The 18,976-nt window shown below is 42.1% G+C and carries 15 protein-coding genes; all 15 read right to left on the minus strand.

The genetic code is table 11. The features are described 5' to 3' along the window. The 15 genes from IV50_RS06310 to IV50_RS06380 all read right to left on the minus strand — a co-directional run bounded on the left by IV50_RS06310 (position 1) and on the right by IV50_RS06380 (position 18,939). A complete protein-coding gene (locus tag IV50_RS06310; protein WP_057746725.1) occupies positions 1-774 on the minus strand; it encodes a biotin--[acetyl-CoA-carboxylase] ligase in 774 nt (257 codons plus the stop codon). Between the two features lie 31 nt (positions 775-805). Continuing rightward, positions 806-1,780 (minus strand): DUF1002 domain-containing protein, encoded by a 975-nt coding sequence (locus tag IV50_RS06315; RefSeq protein WP_057746727.1) that lies wholly within the window; start codon positions 1,778-1,780, stop codon positions 806-808. Positions 1,781-2,008: 228 nt separating this feature from the next. Beyond that, the gene (gene pepV / locus IV50_RS06320; RefSeq protein WP_057746730.1) at positions 2,009-3,430 is read right to left on the minus strand and encodes a dipeptidase PepV; all 1,422 of its coding nucleotides are present in this window, start codon (positions 3,428-3,430) and stop codon (positions 2,009-2,011) included. Positions 3,431-3,509: 79 nt separating this feature from the next. Next, positions 3,510-4,358 carry an NAD(P)H-hydrate dehydratase gene (locus IV50_RS06325; RefSeq protein ID WP_057746732.1) on the minus strand — a complete coding sequence of 283 codons (849 nt, stop codon included), beginning with the start codon at positions 4,356-4,358 and terminating at the stop codon, positions 3,510-3,512. Positions 4,359-4,475: 117 nt separating this feature from the next. Next, positions 4,476-5,414: a Ppx/GppA phosphatase family protein gene (locus IV50_RS06330; RefSeq protein WP_057746735.1), complete on the minus strand. Its 939-nt coding sequence runs from the start codon at positions 5,412-5,414 to the stop codon at positions 4,476-4,478. 13 nt (positions 5,415-5,427) lie between these two features. After that, the gene (trpS, locus tag IV50_RS06335; RefSeq protein WP_057746738.1) at positions 5,428-6,447 is read right to left on the minus strand and encodes a tryptophan--tRNA ligase; all 1,020 of its coding nucleotides are present in this window, start codon (positions 6,445-6,447) and stop codon (positions 5,428-5,430) included. Positions 6,448-6,541: 94 nt separating this feature from the next. Further along, the gene (gene helD / locus IV50_RS06340) at positions 6,542-8,848 is read right to left on the minus strand and encodes an RNA polymerase recycling motor HelD (RefSeq protein WP_057746741.1); all 2,307 of its coding nucleotides are present in this window, start codon (positions 8,846-8,848) and stop codon (positions 6,542-6,544) included. A 60-nt stretch (positions 8,849-8,908) separates the two neighbouring features. After that, positions 8,909-9,271 (minus strand): type II toxin-antitoxin system PemK/MazF family toxin, encoded by a 363-nt coding sequence (locus IV50_RS06345; protein WP_057746744.1) that lies wholly within the window; start codon positions 9,269-9,271, stop codon positions 8,909-8,911. An 8-nt stretch (positions 9,272-9,279) separates the two neighbouring features. Then, positions 9,280-10,773 (minus strand): alanine racemase, encoded by a 1,494-nt coding sequence (gene alr / locus IV50_RS06350; RefSeq protein WP_057746746.1) that lies wholly within the window; start codon positions 10,771-10,773, stop codon positions 9,280-9,282. Positions 10,774-10,900: 127 nt separating this feature from the next. Then, positions 10,901-12,490: a degradosome RNA helicase CshA gene (cshA, locus tag IV50_RS06355; RefSeq protein WP_057746749.1), complete on the minus strand. Its 1,590-nt coding sequence runs from the start codon at positions 12,488-12,490 to the stop codon at positions 10,901-10,903. A 241-nt stretch (positions 12,491-12,731) separates the two neighbouring features. Beyond that, positions 12,732-13,997 carry a UDP-N-acetylglucosamine 1-carboxyvinyltransferase gene (locus tag IV50_RS06360; protein ID WP_057746752.1) on the minus strand — a complete coding sequence of 422 codons (1,266 nt, stop codon included), beginning with the start codon at positions 13,995-13,997 and terminating at the stop codon, positions 12,732-12,734. 315 nt (positions 13,998-14,312) lie between these two features. Next, positions 14,313-15,926: a CTP synthase gene (locus tag IV50_RS06365; RefSeq protein ID WP_057746755.1), complete on the minus strand. Its 1,614-nt coding sequence runs from the start codon at positions 15,924-15,926 to the stop codon at positions 14,313-14,315. A gap of 152 nt (positions 15,927-16,078) precedes the next feature. Continuing rightward, on the minus strand, positions 16,079-16,645 hold the full coding sequence (gene rpoE, locus IV50_RS06370; RefSeq protein ID WP_057746757.1) for a DNA-directed RNA polymerase subunit delta: 567 nt from the start codon (positions 16,643-16,645) through the stop codon (positions 16,079-16,081). A gap of 93 nt (positions 16,646-16,738) precedes the next feature. Further along, complete coding sequence (locus tag IV50_RS06375) at positions 16,739-17,551, minus strand: Cof-type HAD-IIB family hydrolase (RefSeq protein ID WP_057746760.1); 813 nt, start codon at positions 17,549-17,551, stop codon at positions 16,739-16,741. A 47-nt stretch (positions 17,552-17,598) separates the two neighbouring features. Next, a complete protein-coding gene (locus IV50_RS06380; RefSeq protein ID WP_057746763.1) occupies positions 17,599-18,939 on the minus strand; it encodes an HD domain-containing protein in 1,341 nt (446 codons plus the stop codon). Between the last annotated feature and the right edge of the window lie 37 nt (positions 18,940-18,976).

The raw sequence follows: 18,976 nt of genomic DNA on the forward strand, positions 1-18,976 counted from the left end.
TTAGCTTAAATTGACCTTGGTGATTTCACCTGCGTTATATGCCTGACGACCGTACTGCGTCGCTAGGACAATCCGTCCATAATCATCGACATCCACGACTTTTCCTATGATCGAATCATGTCCATGTTGAAGCGTGACCTCTTCTTGTGAAATGAAACAATTTTGCAAGTACTGTTGGCGTAATTGCGAAAAGTCTATTTGAATCGCAGCCAGACATGCCTGACTCAGTTGACTGATGAGGCGTTCACGATCAACTGAGTCCGTTGTTAACCCACCCATTTTTGTTTGCAGTTGCGCTGGAATATCACGTGCTTGTAAGTTGATACCCATACCAATCACGACAAACCCTAGATTTCCGTTAGTTGGGGGTTGCACTGTTTCCACCAAAATACCAACTACCTTACGCTCATGCAAATAAAGATCATTTACCCACTTAATGCCCAATGAAATCCCGAGCTCGGACTGGATAACTTTTTGAATTGCAACCGCGGTGTTTAAGGTTAAGGTTTCTGGATGTTGCCACTGCTGCGTCGTTACTTGTGTCATTACCGTCATGTAGATACCAACATCAGCTGGAGAATAGAAGGCACGATCTTGTCGTCCATAACCTGCCGTTTGTTCATTTGCAACAACTAAGCCTGGCACAAGTTGTTGTTTATCTGAAGCCTGCTGTATTTGTTGTTTGGCGATGGTATTCGTTGATGAAATAACATCGAATACATTGACATTGAAGTCAGGTAATTCCGCTTCAATTTTTTCTGCATCTAGTTTCAAAACCGTGCCCCCTCATACCTGCTCGAAGTCTTTAATTGCCACGCAAAAATTGAATCAATGGATTCCAAATATTTGAAACAAACCAGTTTGAGGCATTATGCGCATCGTCTTCATTTTTAAAATCACTCGCACCAGCCATCTTGTTATTTGTTGTTTTAGTTAATTTATCAGACAGCGCACTTGTACGTGAAACAATTGATTTTGCCCCTGAAATTGGTGCCTGGTTATATTGTTGCAAAGCCATTGATAGTTGGTTCATTTGATCATCTGAAACGTCATTACGAATATCACGTTGTTCTAAATTAACCGTTAGTTGATTATAGACAACATTAATATCAATCGTATCGCCCGTTTGTCGGCGTTTAGCCAATTCTCCCGCAGTCATGGTAATCGCTGACGTCAATTTACCAATATAGCGATCATTCATATTGTTCGGCGCAATCCCATTGATTGTCGCCTCCATCACCCGATTAGCTGCTGCCGTATTCGTTGGGTCCAGTGGTGCGCCATCATCAGCTAGCGCCTGATAAACACCCACCAAACCATCGGTACCGAGAACACGCTTATCGGAAGTAAACGTCATAATCAAGTCCTTAGCCCCACCTAGGGTTGCTGCCATGGCGTACTCTTGCGCAAAGACATGCGTAATATTTTTATCACCTTCAAAATTTTCAATATTAACCAAGTTACCAGTATTATCTTTAGCTGGGGCAACTGAGACCGAAGCCACCATATCGGATTTTTTCAATTGAGTTAGTCCCAGATACTTAGCATCGCTCACTTGTGTGACAAGCTTTTGATAGTTGTCATTAATACCTAAAGTCTGAGCTACTTGGGTTTTTTGAACCGCTCCCGCCCCGTATACGACATAAGGTTTCGATAAAGCTTTTTCTTGGATGATGCCCTGATTTTGATCTGCCTGCGTGCGTGAGCCGATCATCAGAACACCGAGCATGAGGGCACCCATGGTCAAACTTAATTTGGCAAACTTTGTGTCTATTTTCATGGTTACTCCTTTATTTCGGAATCATTTTTATTCGTGATTATCAATTTGACATACTTTATATTTTAGCATTATTTGGACGAGCTGCGTCTAGCAACCGCAATCCTAACTAAAATTATAACATTATCCCCTCTCACGAACTCGCCATCTCAAGCGCAAAATAAAAATTGGTCTGGAAAACTTTTCGGAATTTCCAAAAAAGTCTGCCAGACCAATTCATTTAAAAGGTGTTTAGTTGTTTGCTAATTCGTACATAGCATTGGCAAAAATAGCCATGGCACGTGTCAAATCAGCGACTGGGAAGAATTCGTCAGCTTGGTGCATTGTATCAGGAACACCTTCAAACATAGCACCAAAGGCAACGCCACGCTTCAACAAGCGACCAAATGTTCCCCCACCGATAACACGTTCACCCGCAGGTAAACCAGTGTGATCACGGTAAACATCAAGCAATGTTGAGACAAGTGGATCATCACCAGGTACGTAGTGCGGTACCATGGCGTGACCTTCATTAGCAGCAGTAGCGGCAAAGTTCGTTGGAATAGCTGCACTGATCTTTGCTTCAATATCATCAGCTGTAATGTTCTGTGGGTAACGGATGTTGATGTCAACAAAGCCATCTTCACCGTCGGTAAAGCGTTGGATACCCACGTTCATTGATAGATCACCCATCAAATCATCGTGCGTTGCAATACCAACCTTAGTTCCAGTTGTATCATCATGCAATGTACCACCAAGGAAATCTAGGAATCCTTGCGCATTGCCACCAAAATCAGCTTCCTTCAAGAAGTTAGCTAAATAAGTTCCCGCGTTTTCACCAGTTTCCGGTGACGCACCGTGAACTTGGTGTCCGAAGAAAGTAAAGTCAACACGGTTATCATTCACTTCTGCTTCACCCTTAACACGTGATTCTTGTGCAAGATACTTGTCCATTTGAGCAACAAGCGCTTCAGGATCTTCAGTTTCAACAACCGCCTTAGCAACACCAGGAACCATGTTTGGTCGTTCACCAGCAGAGAATGAAATTAGACGTGTTGTTCCTTCGTTATTTCCAGCAAAACGAACAACAGTAGATCCGTTACCCTTTTCACCGTTAATAATTGGGAATTCTGCATCCGGTGAGAATCCCATTGTAGGTTCACCGTAGGCTTCAAAGAAATCATCCATACCAGTCCAGTCAGATTCTTCGTCAATTCCAACGATGAAGACCAACTTACGCTTCAAAGGCACTTCCATATCTTTAAGCATCTTTAGAGCATAGTATCCAGCAAATGAAGGTCCCTTATCATCAGAAGAACCACGTCCATATAGACGACCATCTTCAATAACGGGTGTCCATGGATCCTTAGTCCAACCATCACCGGCTGGCATGACGTCCAAGTGACCAATGATGGCAACTGATTCTTCTGCATCCTCAGGTCCCAATTCAGCATAGGCAACTAAATTGTGGTAGTTACCTGTACGGAAACCGTCGCGTTCAGCAATTTCCAAGAACTTTTCCAAAGCTGCTTTTGGTCCAGGTCCCAAAGGCGCATCTTCAGTTGCTGCCGCATCGTCACGGACAGACTTAATCATCATCATATCTTCCAAATCAGCCAATAAGTCATTTTCGTACGTTAATGACTTTGCTAACCATTCTGTTGCTTTAACCATTATTCTCAGTCCTCCATTTTTCACATCTTGCTCACTATTATACGCTATTTTTTTAATTTGCGCGCTGGGTAGCGCCTGATTAATCAAGATTACTTTGATAACGTCCCATGAAGTTCGCCATACCATCAGCTAACAGTGATGGTCGGACAACATAGTTGTAACCTGCCATTTGCTCAGCCAAAGCTGAGTGCGCATAAACCGCGGCTTGCACCGTGTGTGATAGACTTAGCTTAAATTGGCCAACAAAAGCGGCAACAATTCCTGCCAAAACGTCACCCATACCACCGATTGACTGATATGGTCCGCCAACCATGATTTGTTGTTGTCCCTCGTTATTATAAATCATGGTGTGATGTTGCTTAAGGACCAGAACATCGACATTTAACATCGATCGCTGGACATCATTCAATTCAATTTCATCTTGATAGTTCAATTGAATATTACTGAGACGTGCCCATTCCATTTGATGGGGCGTAATTACAGTATATGTGTCCCGCGGAAAACTCAAGTGTTCATTTGCCACAATCGTCAAGGCTGACCCATCAGCAACTAATACCTGTTTGGCGTTCATCTGCATTAAAACGCGCTTGACCAAAGAAACCGCATAGTCTGTTAACCCCATGCCCGATCCCATTAAAACAACGTCACTTTTATCTATTTGTTCCATTAAGACGTCCAAATCAGTCCAGTCGACAAACATCGCCTCAGGGACACGACTATGCAATGCTGTTCGATTAACGGCATCAGAGGCTACTGTCACCAATCCAGCGCCTGAAGATACAGCAGCTTGAGCAGCCATGGTAATCGCCCCACCATATTGTTTGTCACCACCAATTAAAAGAACTCGACCAAAATCGCCCTTATAACTATCAGCCGGCCGTTTAACAATGACCTCATTTAAAATGTCCTCAGTAATTTGTTTGACCATGGTGTTATCTCCAAATTCTCTATTCTATATAATTTCATTATACCATTTTAAGGCGATAAAATTAGTTTCCTTTGCAAATCAAAAAGCGTGATGACCTGATAGTCATCACGCTTTTGGTTAGTTCAAAGACATCCGATATTCCTGTAACAGTCCTTCACGAACACCAGAAGCAGAGAAAATCACCTCTTTGGCTCCAGTTTCCTGAATCAACGTCACTAAGGGCAATAACCCACTGACGATAATGTCCGCCCGATTCGCTTCTGCGCCTAGGGCTGCTTCTCGCTCAGAACGCGTCGCATGCACCAGTTCAGTAAATGTTTCCAATACCTCCGCTGTTGACATGCGATAACCATGGAAATCTTTTTTGACATCAAAGCCTTTACGCATTTGATTCAAACGTGCCAATGAACGATTTGCACCGCCCAATAAAATAATCGGCAGAGCATCCGTACTATCAGCTTCAGCAATCCAAGGTAACCGCTCATATTGGTCAGTCACATAATCAGAAGCTGCTACTAAATTTTGGTCACTAATCATTGGATCATTAAGATGAAACTTTTCAGCTAAATTGACGGCACCAAAAGGCAAACTAATAAAGTTAGCTGCCATGCGTTCTTCAATGCCAACTAATTCAACACTCGCACCACCTGTATCAAGAAGCCAAGCATTATCAACATCTAACGCACACATTGCACCCAAATAATCATAATAGGCTTCTTGATCACCTGATAGAACTCGCACATCAATTCCTGTCACATCGTACACCCGTTGCAAAAAATCATCTTGATTGGTTGCTTCACGAACAGCGGCAGTGGCAATTCCTTCTAATTCAATGTCAGGATAACGTTCATACTCCTGCTTAAAAATCGTCAAAGCTTCTAAGACACGGTCCATAGCTGCTTCAGTTAAGGCACCACCGTTTTGGTCCATTCCCTGTGCTAAACGCGTATCTAACTTACGTCGCTTAATTTCAGTGAATTGCCCATCTTCATTCAATTCCTCAACCACTAATCGTGTTGAGTTTGATCCTAAATCAATGACCGCTAAGTAACTCATCTTTTACCTCTTTTTAGCCCCAGTAATTAATGCCCATGGCATCACGCACTTCATGCATGGTTTGATCTGCCTTAATTCGCGCTTGTTCTGAACCTTCAGCAAGCATTTGCAAAACGGCTGGTCGATCTTGCGCAAACATTTCACGTCGATCACGAATTGGTGCTAGTTCGGCGTTTAATACTTCAAATAGATACTTTTTAATCTTCATATCACCCAAACCACCAGCGCGATATTGATCCTTTAATGTTTCAACTTGAGCCTTATCTGGATCAAAGACGTCTAGATAAGTAAAGACCATGTTCCCCTCAACGTGACCTGGATCAGCCACTTGAATATGCTCTGGATCAGTGTACATTGAACGGACACGATTCCATAATGTTTCTTCATCATCACTCAAGTAGATGCAGTTATCCAATGACTTAGACATCTTGGCATTACCATCTAATCCTGGCAAACGTCCTTGACCCTTAGGCGGAAAGACCCCCTCTGGTTCAACTAAGATATCTGCACCATACGCATTGTTAAATGAACGGACAATCTCACGCGTTTGTTCCAACATTGGTTCTTGATCATCACCAACTGGAACAACTTGACCCTTAAACATCGCAATATCTGCTGCTTGAGAAACAGGATAGTTAAAGAATCCCGCTGGGATACTTTCACCAAATCCTTTTTGTTGGATTTCAGACTTAACGGTTGGGTTACGTTGCAAACGTGCCACTGAAACCAAATTCATAAAATATTCTGTTAATTCTGACAATTCTGGTACGGCTGTTTGTACAAAAATCGTTGATTTCTTAGGATCTAGCCCAACTGCCAAGTAATCCAAGGCCACTTCAAGCAATGAATTTTGAATCTTTTCAGGATCCCGTGCATTATCAGTAAAGGCTTGTTTATCGGCAATCATAATGTATGGATCATACTCACCGGAATTTTGCATTTCTACACGGGTCTTTAACGAACCGACATAGTGCCCAATGTGTAATTTACCAGTGGGGCGATCACCTGTAATTAGTACTTTTTTTTCTGCCATGTTTTCATCCCTTATGCTTTATTTTCTAATACGTAACTGTTATGTCTTATCCATTGTAAAATTATTTTGTATGGATAACAACCATCGTCCAACCTTATTCAAGAAAAGTTAGCGTATCTGCCACTTTTGTAATCAGTTGCGTAACCGGACCCACACTTATTAAAGCTAATTCGTGCATGGCTCGTGAGGCCAATGTATAAAGTAGGCCGGTTGACGTTTCATCAGGGTAGTTTTCTTGCGACACATCATAACCAATCACCGCATCAAATTCCAACCCCTTCGCTAAGTATATTGGCAACACTAAGACATTTGACGTCCAATTACGATCATCAGCATTTAATAACTGGTGTGGTCGATTATTTTGGTCTAAGAAAGCACTCACAACTTCTGCTTGGTCCTGCGTCTTGGTCAAGATTGCGACCGTTTGCTGTGTATTAAGGAGCCGATCCAAAGTTTGCGTCAAAGCATCAGCTACCTCAACAGACGTCGTTTGCTTTAATGTTGGTTTTTCACCTAGCCGTTGGAACGTTTGAATACTATCTCCATCAGGTAGGAGTGCTTTAGCAAAGTTCATGATTTGTTGCGTTGATCGATATGATTTATTTAATTTAATCAACCGGCGTTGCTTCACTTGAAAAGCATCAGCATAGGCTTGCATAAGTTCCTCAGGCGTTTGTACGGCTCTAAAGAGCGCTTGTTCAGCATCTCCTAGTAATGTGAATTTGGCATTTGGAAAGGCGTGTTTCAGGTAGAGCATTTGAATCATCGCATAGTCTTGCATTTCATCAACGAAAACATATTGCATGAATTGATTCGTCCCACTTCCAGTCATCAAATCTCGCAAAAATAGTAGTGGCACGGCATCTTCATAATCGATTTGATGTTGCTCAACTTGATTTTCAAAGCGTTGTTGCTTGGTTAACCACCATTTTCCATCAATTCCGGCGAAGGCTGTTTCTGCTAAATACGCTAAGAAATCAGAGAATTGCCGATAGACATCAATAAACTGTGTATTATATAGCGCATCATCCAGTGGCTGCAGCGTCTGTGTTAGATAGGCCCCAGCAACTTGGTCTAGGGTTGCATCTAAATCAACATCTGCTTCACTGAAAGCCTCAACATCATCGTCCTCATTCAATAACTGGTGATATTGCGTGTCATCTAACTGATTCAGTGCATCCAATACCCAATCGGCTTGGCGGAGTTCAACCATTTGATTTTGCAACAGTTCCATAAAATGTTTTTTGGTTTGCTGCATCCGACCCATAACTGAATAGGCAGCTGGTAATTGAGCAAAATAGTCCGCAAATTCAGTTTGCGTGAACCATTTTTCACCATTAAAATAAACATCTGTAAATTGCACTTGATCAGGTGCTAATTGTGCCAAGTAGGCCTGCAAGGCATCTTTGAGTTCAGCGCTTTCCATAGCCGTTTGCAACTGTTGTCGAATTGCTTGAGGCTGATGTTGATCTTGTTCGTATTGATTAAACAGAGTCTGCACCGTTAACCCTTGCAAACGGGCACTCAAGAACTCACTCATCGTCACCTGACGCATATTACGCTCACCTAAGGAAGGCAAAACATCCGCAATATAACTTGAGAAAAGACGGTTCGGAGAAAACAGCACAATTTGATCGGAATTTAAGTTTTCGCGGGCGTGGAACAATAGAAAAGCAATTCGTTGCAGAATTGCTGACGTTTTCCCTGACCCAGCAACCCCTTGAACTACCATCAAATCGCTAGTGGTGTCACGAATAATTTGGTTTTGCTCTTGTTGAATCGTTGCCACAATATTGTGCATTGTTTGGTCATTTTGTTGGCCTAACGCATATTGCAACATCTCATCCCCAATCGTGACATCGGTATCAAACATATTAATAATGTCACGACCTTCAATGGTATATTGACGCTTTTTAGTTAATTCAGCTTGCTGGTCACCCATCGGCGTTGGGTAAGTCACTGGACCTAGTGATCCGTTGTAGTATACCCCGCTAATCGGCGCCCGCCAATCATTAATCAAAAAATCGTTGTCACTATCCTGCAGTGAAGCTAAACCAATGTACAACGTTTCAGGATCACCGTCTTCAATAATGTCAACACGACCAAAATAAGGGCTCGCCTCCAACGTATGCAGGGTTGTCACAATCTTTTCCATGATTTGTTCTGTTTCAGTCACCCGCGCCACAATGTTTCGTTGTTGCTGGATTTCTGCGTTGGTCTCCATGGTGTCATCTTCTTCAATGGTATTAATTGAGGTGTTAGCGCCATAATTTGATTCCACTGCAAATGTTTCAGCATGGGCTTGTTCATAGTCAGCTTGTGCCCCGACTAATTGTGTCTCAATTTCATCAACAACCCGATTTAACCGATCTGATTCAATCTGCCACTCTTTTTCTTCCATGTTTACCCTCACTTTTTAAGACGAAAAGGCATTGGATAACTCACCCAATGCCTTTTTTATTTACGCTAATCCCAAACTAATTTGCAAAGCTTGATCAAGTTGCGCAACAACTTCGCTTGGAATTTCACCAATTCTATCTTGCAAACGCCGCTTATCAATCGTGCGGACTTGTTCGCCTAATATGACCGAATCTCGATTGATACCAGTATTTGAAATTTCTGATGGCAATCCAACATGAGTCGGTAATTTTGGCTTATCAATTTGTGCTGTAATCGGTACCATAATCACCGTTGGTGCATGGTGGTTACCAACATCATTTTGAACAATCACAACGGGGCGTTGTCCCCCCTGTTCAGATCCGACTACTGGTGATAACTCTGCAAAAAAAATATCACCACGTTTAATCTCAACTTGCTTTCCCATCTCTACTCCTAATCAACAATTTGGCGTGGCAACCGTGGTGCCATACTGGTCGCAATTTCATATGGAATGGTTTGCGCTTGTTGTGCCAAGTCATCTAACGTAATTTCACAATCACCGACTCGACCAAGCAAGGTCACTACCGTCCCAACCGGCAATGCCTCTGGCAAACGTACCATACACTGATCCATTGCAATTCGTCCGACAATTTCAATCTCGCGTCCATCTGGTAGCAAAGCTGTCATCCCTTGCATCGAACGTGGATAACCATCAGCATAACCAATTGGCAAAGTTCCAATCCACTCATCAGTGCTCGTCGTATACGTTGCCCCATACGAAATACTATTTCCCGCTGGCACTTGTTTAACATAAACTAATTCTGCCTTTAGTTGCATCACTGGTCGTAAGTCGCGATTTGGCAAAGTCCCTTGTGAGGAATCAAAGCCGTACATCCCTGCACCAACTCGAATCATGTCATGGCTTGGTAACGCGTGCCACAAGGAAGTTCCTGAGTTCGCTAAATGACGGATGTTGGTTTCTGGAATAGCTTGGTCATCAATTAATTCATGCCACTTCGTCAACTGTTGGTCAAAATACGCCGTATTTGTTGTATCGGCAGTTGAAAAATGCGTCCAAATCGAATCGAAGATAATATTAGTATTCGCATTAATAAGTTGAATCACCTCAGTTAATTCTTTTCGATCTCGAATACCAATCCGTCCCATACCAGTGTCAACAGGTACGGAAACATGTAATTGGGCCCCTTGTGGCAGTAAGCGCAAGGCTTCTTTCAGCCAGGCAACACTACTAACAGGTACCGTCAACTGATTATCCACGATTTCCGCAACATACTGCACAGGCGTCAATCCCAAAACCATCACTGGCTCAGTTACCCCAAATTGACGTAACCAGATGCCTTCATCCATCACCGCAACCGCAAACTGATCAACGTTGGCAGCCTGCATGATTGGTACAACCTGTTCTAGACCATGACCATATGCATTAGCTTTTACAACTGCACAAAATCGTTTGGTTCCTGTTAATTCACGAATATAGTCAATATTATGTTTTAAGGCTTCCCCTGAAATTTCAAGCCAAGCTGGTCGATGACGTGCGACCGGTAAAGCTGTTTGTGTATCTGACATTTTTTGCTCCAATATAACTAAACTATGTACTAAATCACCAGTATGCGAAATTGAAATATGTACGGATAATTGATCATGTTGGGGACCTTTCGTAACGATCGGTTCGCCATGCTCCCCAACTAAAACTTCAATATCTTGAAAGCCAACACCTTGGCTAATACCTGTACCTAAGGCTTTGCTATACGCTTCTTTAACTGAAAAGCGTCCCGCTAGAAACGCAGTCTGTCGTTTACCACGACGTTGATTATAAATTTCGCGTTCACGTTCAGTTAAGATAGCGTTCACGGTGCGTGGTGTGCGTTCAACCATTTTGGCAACGGCACTTATCGTTTGAATATCTGTCCCCGTACCAACAATCATACATCTTCCCCCCCTTATTTTTTACCATTATACGCTATTTTAGGGTCTGACAACTAGCCCCTCTATCGACAAAAAAAGAAGTAGCACAATAGCTAAAGCTATCATACTACTTCTTCCAATTTAAATATTAATCGTTGTTCTTAATTACGAAATCACGTGAACGGCGTGATTGTCCGCCACCGTTACCGTTTGAGCGGCGATCGCCACCATTTCCGTTACCACGACGTTCGCCACCATTTGAGCGACGACCATCACGGTCTCCTGAACGACGGTTTCCACCATCACGGCTTCCGCCACGAGAACCACCACGGTATCCACCGCGTGATCCGCCGCCACCGTTACCATTACGACGGTTTCCACCACGTGATCCGCCACCACCATTACCATAACGCTTACGTGGCAATGGACGCTCACGTGAAAGTGAGAATGGGGCATCCATATCAGTGATATCAGCCACTGAACCTAACAAAGCTGCTGCCAAAGTCTTTGCATCATACTTTTCAGCCAATGCATCCACTTCGTTTTCAGCTAATTCTGGGTTAGCTTGCTTGATTAACTTATCAACCTTATCACTTGCTTGTGAAAGACGACCAGCAATGGCTTCTTCCTTTGTAGCAGGCTTTAATGGTTGCATACGCTTCTTAGTTAACTTTTCAATATCCTTCAAGTAATCCATTTCGGCACTTGTAACGAATGTGACTGAAGTACCTTCATGTCCGGCACGACCAGTACGACCGATACGGTGAACATAAGATTCTGAATCTTGTGGAATATCAAAGTTATATACGTAATCCACACCAGAAACGTCCAATCCACGCGCTGCAACATCAGTTGCAACAAGGATGCTGATTTCACCATTCTTGAATTGCTTCAAAACTTGTGAACGCTTTTGTTGTGTAAGATCACCGTGAATTCCGGCAGCATTATATCCGCGTAATTCAAGCCCACGTGTCAATTCATCAACACGACGCTTTGTACGACCGAACATAATCGCCAATTGTGGATTTTGAACATCCAAAATACGTGTTAATGTATCAAATTTTTCGTTTTCGCGAACCTTAACGTAGTATTGTTCAACTAAATCAGTTGTCAATTCCTTCGCTTCGATTTGTACGTGAACTGGATCCTTCATGAACTGAACACCAATCCGCTTGATTGCAGGTGGCATTGTTGCTGAGAAGAGCAAAGTCTGACGTTGGTCAGGCACTGCCTTAAGGATAGATTCAATATCTTCCAAGAATCCCATGTTCAACATTTCATCAGCTTCATCCAAAACCAGTGTCTTGACGTTAGACAAATCAACGGTTCCACGCTTAATGTGATCAAGCAAACGTCCTGGTGTTCCAACAACGACTTGAGCGCCGTGCTTTAGACCATTAATTTGACGACGAATGTCGGCACCACCGAAAACGGCTTGTACACGAACATGCTTGTCACGTCCCAATTTGAAAATTTCATCTTGGGTTTGAATCGCCAACTCACGAGTTGGTGACACAATCAATGCTTGAGGCTTTGAGTTATTCTCATCAAGCATTTCAAGGATTGGCAAACCAAATGCTGCGGTTTTACCAGTTCCAGTTTGAGCTTGACCAATCACATCTTTACCTTCCAAAATTAATGGAATAGTCTTTTCTTGGATTGGGGTAGCTTCTTCATAGCCTTGTTTTGTAATGGCTGTTAACAGGTCTTCAGATAGACCTAATTCTGCAAACTTCAAAATATATCCTCCAGGGATGATAGCTTTGAACTATCACCATCTAATTGTCTCGTAGCCAATTGATCAATTACCCTGCTAAACACAATCCGGTGTCCGTACTGCGCCCGATAATCGGCAATTGGCTTTCTAAATGTAACTTGTCTATTCTATCCTGTTTTTAATTTTTTTTCAAGGGAAACATTATTTTAAATAAAAAACAACGTCACACTAAAACTGTGACGTTGTCTGATTTATTTCAGATTTAGAAATCATCTTCGATTTGAATATCCGCATTTAGCATAGTCAACTTATGAACCAAGCGATCATAACCACGAAGGACGTGTTCGGCATTGGTAACTTCTGTCACACCATCGGCCATTAAGCCAGCAATCATAAGCGCTGCCCCTGCACGAATTTCTTCGGCAGCAACAGTCGTCCCATGCAATTCACCACTCTTATGAACTGCAATTTCGCCATACGTATCAGCATCAATATTCATTCCTAGTTTGTTCAACTCAGGTACGTGACGTGTACGTTCTGGATAGATTGTTTCATAAATCATGCTTGTTCCATCAATCATCCCCAACAAAGGTGTGATTGGTTGTTGCAAATCAGTCGCAAAACTTGGATATGGCGCAGTCTTAATATTGACTGGTGACAACTTACCTGTCTTTGGCACATAGATACTGTCTTCTCGGACATCCAGTTCCACACCCATTTCAAGCATCTTGGCAATAAACGCTTCCAAGTGTTCAGGAATCACGTTCTTAATCAAAACACCTTCACCTTGTGCAGCTGCTAGGGCCAAATAAGTTCCGGCTTCGATTCGGTCAGGGATAGCTGTGTGCGTCGTTTCTGAACCCAAGTGCTCAACACCAGTAATCCGGATTGTATCTGTTCCTGCACCACGAATATTAGCACCCATGTTGTTCAAGAACGTTGCCAAATCAATGATTTCTGGTTCCTTGGCAGCATTTTCAAGCGTTGTTACACCTTGAGCATGTACCGCAGCTAAGATAATATTCATTGTAGCTCCAACTGAAACCATATCCAAAAAGATATGTGCACCCTTCAAACCATTTTCAGCAACAATATGAATCGTGTCGTTTTCCTCAGATACAGTCGCACCTAAGGCTTCAAACCCTTTAATATGTTGATCAATTGGACGTGGTCCAATGTTATCACCACCTGGGAAGGTTACAGTTGCACGCCCAAAACGGCCAAGCAAAGAACCCATAAAGTAATATGAGGCACGTAAGCTCTTAATTGCAGTTGATGGTAAATCAGCTTCCACAATTTGTGTTGGGTCAATCATCAACTTACCATCTTCAAAAGTTGAACTAACGTTCATTGATTCCAAAATTAATTGTAAGTTGTAAACGTCTAAAATATCAGGCATTCCATCAAAATGAACGGGGTCTTCTGAAAGAATAGCTGCCGGAATTAACGCAACGGTTGAATTCTTTGCGCCTCCAATTGTCACTTCACCACTAAGTGGACGCCCACCATGAATGACTAATTTCTTCATATTATTTCTCCTTGTTTGCAAAGTTAAATATCTTTGCATTACACTTTGGTATCGCCTTAGCTCCGACTATCGCCGGGCTAATCCCACTATCAGGAATCTGAATTCATGATAGCGGTCCTGCGTTCGCTTCTTAAAACGAATTTTTACTCTTTATAGTTTAACGCATATCCTGCAATTGTAACACCATTTTAGTCAGGCTTAAACATCTCATAAACAATCAACGCAATCATACTATGTATAATAAAAAGTCGGCCATACATACTGTAGGTCGGCTTTTATTTAAATTTTAAACTTATGTGTTGTCATCCAACCGCTTTAGTTGTTCGCCTCATGGTGCTTTAAAGCAGCACTTACAAAGCCTGTGTAAAGTGGTTCTGAATGATTTGGACGTGATTGGAATTCAGGGTGAGCTTGGTCAGCCATGAAGAAATCATTTTCAGGTAGTTCAATAATTTCCATCAAGCTATTGTCAGGTGATACTCCTGAGAAGACCATTCCAGCATCTTCAAATTGCTTACGGTAATCCGTATTGAATTCATAACGGTGACGATGACGTTGTTGAATCTCATCTTTACCATACAATTCATGCGCTTGGCTACCTGGCTTCAACTCATTCGTATACAAACCAAGACGTTGTGTTCCACCAATATTTGTCACTTCTTGTTGATCATTCATCAAGGCAATGATTGGTGCTGATGTTTCAGGATCCAATTCAATTGAGTTGGCATCTTCGTATCCCAAAACGTGACGAGCAAATTCAACACTGGCCATTTGCATTCCAAGACATACACCTAAGAATGGCACATTGTTTTCACGAGCATATTGGATAGCCGCAATCTTTCCTTCAGTTCCACGTTGACCAAAGCCACCAGGAACCATGATTCCATCAGCATATCCAACCATTTCCGCAACGTTATCCTCAGTGATAAGTTCAGAATTAATTGGTGTAATTTCAACTTCAGCATCAACAGCATATCCACCAGCACGCAATGCTTCGTTAACTGAAATATATGCGTCTTGCAAATCAGCATACTTACCAATCAAAGCAATCTTAACGGTCTTTGACAAGTGCTTAATACGCTCAATCATGTTAGTCCAGTCAGTCATATCAGCTTCAGGTGCTTCAAGACCAAACTTATTCAAGACAACATCATCCATTCCTTGTGCTTGCATGTTCAAAGCGACTTCATACAAAACGTCAACATCAAGGGATTCGATAACGGCCTTAGGATCTACATCCGTAAAGAGCGCCAACTTATTACGCATATCATCTGTAATTGGTTGTTCAGTTCGAACAACCAACATATCAGGTTGAATGCCCAATGAACGCAATTCTGAAACAGAATGTTGCGTTGGCTTAGTTTTCATTTCACCTGCGGCACGTAGATATGGAATCAATGACGTGTGAATATAGAAGACATTTTCTTCACCAACTTCACGCTTCATTTGGCGCAAAGCTTCAATAAATGGCAATGATTCGATATCTCCAACGGTTCCACCAACTTCTGTGATAACAATATCAGCATCAGTTGTTTCACCAGCACGCATCATCTTTTCTTTAAGCATGTTTGTGATATGTGGAATAACTTGTACAGTAGCACCGTCATAGTCTCCACGACGTTCCTTAGCCAAAACTTCTGAATAAATACGACCTGAAGTAATATTTGAGTATTTGTTTAAGTTAATGTCAATAAAGCGTTCGTAGTGTCCCAAATCCAAGTCTGTTTCCAAACCATCGTCAGTCACGAAAGTTTCACCGTGTTGATAAGGTGACATAGTCCCCGGATCAATATTGATATACGGATCAAACTTTTGAACCGCAATCTTAAATCCGCGATTCTTTAATAAGCGGCCCAATGATGCTGCGACAATTCCTTTACCCAATGATGAAACCACACCACCAGTAACAAAAATGTATTTCGTTGCCATAAATAATATCCTCCAGGTCATTTAAAAAATAAAAAGCTCCCAATGCTAAATTTAGCTTGGGAGCTATCATATACGTTCGATAAGTCCTATGTTTCAAAAAACATAAGAGCCCGGAACTTAATAATACAGAATTATTGAACAGCTGTCAATAATTATTCTGCATCACCTGAACCGTAATCGTCATCGACAGGCTTAATGCCGCCAATTTCATCACCGATACCACTTGATACTTCATCAATTTCTTCTTCAGCAGCATCGTCATCGTCGTCGGCATCTTCAGCATCTTCAGCCGTTTCGGCTGCTGCTTCACCAAAATCATCATCTTCAGGATCATCGTCATTGTAGTCAATCACATCATCGTCATCATCTACATCTGCCAAGAAGGCGTTAATCTTCTTACGCTTCTTCTTTGGCTTGTTTTCCTTTTCTTCTTCAAGATCCAAGTGAACCGCTTCATCAATAGAATCAATTGGGTACCATGAACGAAGTCCCCACATGTTATCTCCCAATGAGATAAATGATCCATCAATATTTAAGTCCGTATAAAACTGAGCTAAGCGCGCACGAATTTCTTCGTCCGACTTACCTGTAAATGTTTGAACCTCATTCAATAAATCAGAAAACGCCATGGTTTCATGACGGTCAGACAAAATCGCACGAGCTACCTCAATCATTGAGAGCTCTGATCGGTTTTGGCCATCAAATTGTGTTATTGCCAAATCACGCACGTCCTTTCACAGTCTTATTTATTTGCTAATTTTACAATACTTAACGGTGATGAGCAACTCATTTTGCTCAAAAACACTAACTTATTAATTATCTAACACATACTTGTCGATTGCAACCCCAACCCCATCTTCATCTTGGGTGGTTGTGACTGCATCGGCAATTTGTTTCAATTCAGGAATACCATTTCCCATTGAAACACCGAAACCAGCGACTTCGACCATTGACATATCGTTTTGTTGATCACCAATAGCCATCGTCTCATCCATGCTAATACCAAGGTGCTTGGCCAATGTTGTTAATCCATTCCCCTTGCTAGCTTCTTTATTAATGACTTCCAAGAAGTATTGATCAGAACGAACAACCGTATAGTTATCTGTAATGTCAGCTGGCAACTTCTTTTGCACTGCATCAATTTCATCTGATTCAGCAATAACCATCACCTTAACATACTCACCATCGGCTGGCATTTCAGTTAGTTCACGGACCTTAATTGGCATCCCCATAAAGTAACTTTCACGACTAGCCATTGGGTTAATGTCGTGTGCAGTCGTATAAATATCTTCGAGCATTTCAGTTTGTACCAATACGCCCCATTCATTTCCTAACTCCGTCATACGAGCGTAAGCGGGATAGCCAACTTCTTGAGCGGCAATCAACTTACCTGATGTCGTTTCAACAACACTCCCATTATATGAAATGACATATTGATCATCCATATCATCAAGGCCAAGTGTCTTCAAATAAGATTTAACCCCCATAATAGGGCGTCCAGTCGTTAAAACAATTTTAATGCCAGCTGCGCTAGCTTTTTGTACGGATTCTTTAACATGTTCCGTAATTTCTTTTTTTGTATTTACTAAAGTATCGTCGATATCAATTGCGATTAGTTTAATCATAGTGCCTCCTCTACACATTACGTGTCCCTGTCTCTATTCTATATTATCTACTTTGGTTCAATCAACTGCCCATTCTCAATATACTGCTGAAAATCGGCGTAAACCGGGGCCATCATGTCCTCTACAGGATGTTCTTGCAACATTTCACTCGGGAAGAAGAAACGTGCGTCACCAAAAACACGTCCTGTCAGCGCTTGAACTAGGGCGCTTTTTTGCGATAGCTCAATTAAATCGCCATTTTGCTGTCGAAGTTCAATCTGCGTCCGGGGCTTACGTGCCTTTGGATCATATGCATCGTATGGTAAATCAAAACTGTCGTTCTCAGCAGTGTAATACTGTGTATCAAAGCCAGCCGTTTCAACAAGTTCCCGTAATTGCGGCAAAAGTGATCGCGTTTGCTCGTCAATCACAATTGATTTAAGGGGCACACGGTTCAAAAAACGCCGTGATAAATCAGCTAAAACACTATCATCACTGTTTCGCCATTCACTGATTGCTGCTAACATCACCGAGTCATCAATCATCAGGTATTCATCAAGCGTAATATCCCCTTCAAAAAGCGGCATCAACGCCTTGGGCATAAAGCCATTCGACAATCCACGCTCAGCATGATTTTCAAACACTGATTTTGCACGCTCCAATAAATGTTGTAACAAGACCTCCATTGCTCGTGAAACTGGATGGAAATACACCTGTACATACATTTGGTACCGCGAAACCACATAATCTTCAATCGCATTCATTCCCTTATCAGCAAAGGCAATTCCCCCTGCATAAGGATGAATGGTTTGGATAATCCGCGCTAAATCAAATTCACCATACGTGGCTCCAGTGAAGTAGGCATCTCGCAAAAGATAATCCATACGATCCGCATCAATTTGACTTGAAATCAACTGGACAACTTGTGGATTAGGATATGTTTTAGCGATGACTTGTGCGACCTTCTCTGGGAAATCCGATGCTACTTGCTTAAGCACCGCATTAATTTGCGTGGTTGGCGATAAAATAATTTCTTGTGTGTACGCCTCATGGTCTGTATTGAAAATGTGCTCAAACGTATGAGAATATGCGCCATGCCCCAGATCATGCAAAAGCGCCGCACATAACAGCACTAATCGTTCCTCAGGATTCCACAAACCATCAGTGTTCGTTTGCGTTGGATAAAATTGTGCCAGATGTCGTTCAATTCTTCGCGCAATTTCATACACACCTAAAGAATGCGAAAAACGCGAGTGTTCAGCCCCGTGGAATACTTCACTTGTCACGCCTAGCTGCTTTACCCGTCGTAACCGTTGAAACTCTGGTGTCGCAATCAAATCAAGAATCACTTGATCGTAGACATGAATTTCATTTAAGACAGGATCTCGCAACACTTTTTCTTTTCGCATAATCCGCTCCCCAAAATCATTGTTTATGATTATTATA

The organism is Weissella viridescens (assembly GCF_001437355.1).
GTDB lineage: Bacteria > Bacillota > Bacilli > Lactobacillales > Lactobacillaceae > Weissella > Weissella viridescens.

Coding starts and splice junctions, on each gene's coding strand:
- IV50_RS06315 (WP_057746727.1), bottom strand. CDS start 1,780: ATGAAAATAGACACAAAGTTTGCCAAATTAAGTTTGACCATGGGTGCC.
- pepV (WP_057746730.1), bottom strand. CDS start 3,430: ATGGTTAAAGCAACAGAATGGTTAGCAAAGTCATTAACGTACGAAAAT.
- IV50_RS06325 (WP_057746732.1), bottom strand. CDS start 4,358: ATGGTCAAACAAATTACTGAGGACATTTTAAATGAGGTCATTGTTAAA.
- IV50_RS06330 (WP_057746735.1), bottom strand. CDS start 5,414: ATGAGTTACTTAGCGGTCATTGATTTAGGATCAAACTCAACACGATTA.
- trpS (WP_057746738.1), bottom strand. CDS start 6,447: ATGGCAGAAAAAAAAGTACTAATTACAGGTGATCGCCCCACTGGTAAA.
- helD (WP_057746741.1), bottom strand. CDS start 8,848: ATGGAAGAAAAAGAGTGGCAGATTGAATCAGATCGGTTAAATCGGGTT.
- IV50_RS06345 (WP_057746744.1), bottom strand. CDS start 9,271: ATGGGAAAGCAAGTTGAGATTAAACGTGGTGATATTTTTTTTGCAGAG.
- alr (WP_057746746.1), bottom strand. CDS start 10,773: ATGATTGTTGGTACGGGGACAGATATTCAAACGATAAGTGCCGTTGCC.
- IV50_RS06360 (WP_057746752.1), bottom strand. CDS start 13,997: ATGAAGAAATTAGTCATTCATGGTGGGCGTCCACTTAGTGGTGAAGTG.
- IV50_RS06365 (WP_057746755.1), bottom strand. CDS start 15,926: ATGGCAACGAAATACATTTTTGTTACTGGTGGTGTGGTTTCATCATTG.
- IV50_RS06375 (WP_057746760.1), bottom strand. CDS start 17,551: ATGATTAAACTAATCGCAATTGATATCGACGATACTTTAGTAAATACA.
- IV50_RS06380 (WP_057746763.1), bottom strand. CDS start 18,939: ATGCGAAAAGAAAAAGTGTTGCGAGATCCTGTCTTAAATGAAATTCAT.